General features: G+C 57.7%; 1 protein-coding gene. It reads right to left on the bottom strand.

The genetic code is table 11. The features are described 5' to 3' along the window. Positions 1-38 precede the first annotated feature (38 nt). Positions 39-1,591 (bottom strand): IS3 family transposase gene (locus tag ACFY9W_RS29050; RefSeq protein ID WP_391138291.1). Its coding sequence is split into 2 segments (ribosomal slippage): positions 39-1,129 and positions 1,129-1,591, totalling 1,554 coding nucleotides; the frame shifts between segments, so codons are not numbered across the junction. Positions 1,592-1,663: the final 72 nt, after the last annotated feature.

Below are 1,663 nucleotides of genomic sequence, written 5' to 3' on the forward strand. Positions count from 1 at the left end.
CGGCGTTTTTCAAGGTAGTTGTCGCGTCCGCCGTCGTGCTACGCGACCTTTGTTACCACAGTCAGCGTTCTTTCGGGGTTCAGATAGACCGTTCCTATAGGGCTCCAATTGCGGGTGCCGCCCGACCATCGTTCGGGTCGTTTGTCTCTGGCCTGGCGATAAATCGCATCGCGCCGTGCCAGGATTTCCCGATCTTTTCCCTCGTGCCGTTGAGCCGGTGTCACGAAGCGGATTCGGCTATGACGATGTCCCGTGTTGTACCAGGTCATAAAATCTCTCACCCAGATACGCGCTTCCTCTAAGCTGGCAAAGCCACTCTGTGGCCACTGTGGGCAGTACTTCAGCGTTCTAAACAGCGATTCAGAGTAGGGATTGTCGTTGCTGACGCGTGGCCGGCCACGCGATGGTGTGATGCCCAAGTCATACATCTTGGTCAGCAGCGTCGCAGACTTCATCGGCGCACCGTTGTCCGAGTGAAGTACCAGCGGCTGCCGCCAGCACTTCTCTTGAGTCACGCTCCGTTGCAGTAACGCAGCTGCGTTTTCGCCATTTTCTGACTCGTAAACTTCCCAGCCCACAGCCTTGCGGCTGTAGATGTCTTCGATCAGATAGAGGTAGTAAAACTTCCCGCGAACCGGTGACGGCAGGTAGGTGATGTCCCACGACCACACCTGATTAGCGGCCGTCGCCGCATAGGTGGTGGGCGCCTCATGACGATGCGGTCTCTTGGCTCGCGAACGATGCTGCTGCTGCCCTGCGGCGTGCAGCACGCGGTAAAAGGTCGCTTCTGAGGCCATGTATCGGCCCTCATCAGCCAGTTGCGGCACGATCTGGCTCGGCGGTAGATGTGCGTACGCCTTGCTGTTACAGAGCGCAACGATAGCTTGACGCTCAAACTCACTGAGCGCGTTGCTAGGCGCAGGCCTCACGGTGGTGGTTCGGCCATCAGCACGCATCTCATCAGGCAAGCTCCAGCGTTGTAGCGTTCGTAGCGAAATGCCGACCTCCAGACAAGCCGGTGCCCTGCGGGCACCGGCCGCAATGGCCTCATTAAGCCAACCAACGAGTAAATGCCGTTCTGGCAACAAGGTCAGTTGCCCTCGTCGTCGCTGCCCCAGTAGGCATTGAGCTTTTTTCGCAGCACCAGCAAGGCCGCGGCTTCAGCCAACGCTGCATCCTTGCGGCGCAGTTCACGCTCCAGCTCACGGATACGATTTTTATCTTCTCGGGACTGACCAGCGCTCACATTTTTAGCGGTCGACTGCTTCGTGCTACTGGCGATAAACGCATTACGCCAGTCGGTGATCTGCTCAGGGAAAATGCCTTTGCGCCGGCAATACTCACCGATCTCCAGCTCCGAAAGCGCTGCAGTTTCCATGATGACTGCCATCTTGGCTTCGGCTGACCAACTCTCAGCGGGTTGCTTGGTATCGGACAATTGCGTTCCTCTGGCCGCAGCTTGCTTGCGCCAATAATGGAGAGACATATCGCTGCAGCCTTCGCGCCGGGCGACCTCCGCCGCCGATAGGTTCAGTGGTGGAAGCATCATTTTCAGCAGTGCGGCTTTACGTTCTTCGGAATAGAAAGGCATGACCATACTCTTGCCGCCCCCGGAATGCTTTTCAAAAAGCGGGGGACACGACAACTACCCTGACACCGGGGG

Origin of the sequence: Pseudomonas sp. NPDC008258, assembly GCF_042956345.1 — a bacterium.
Classification (GTDB): Bacteria; Pseudomonadota; Gammaproteobacteria; order Pseudomonadales; family Pseudomonadaceae; genus Aquipseudomonas.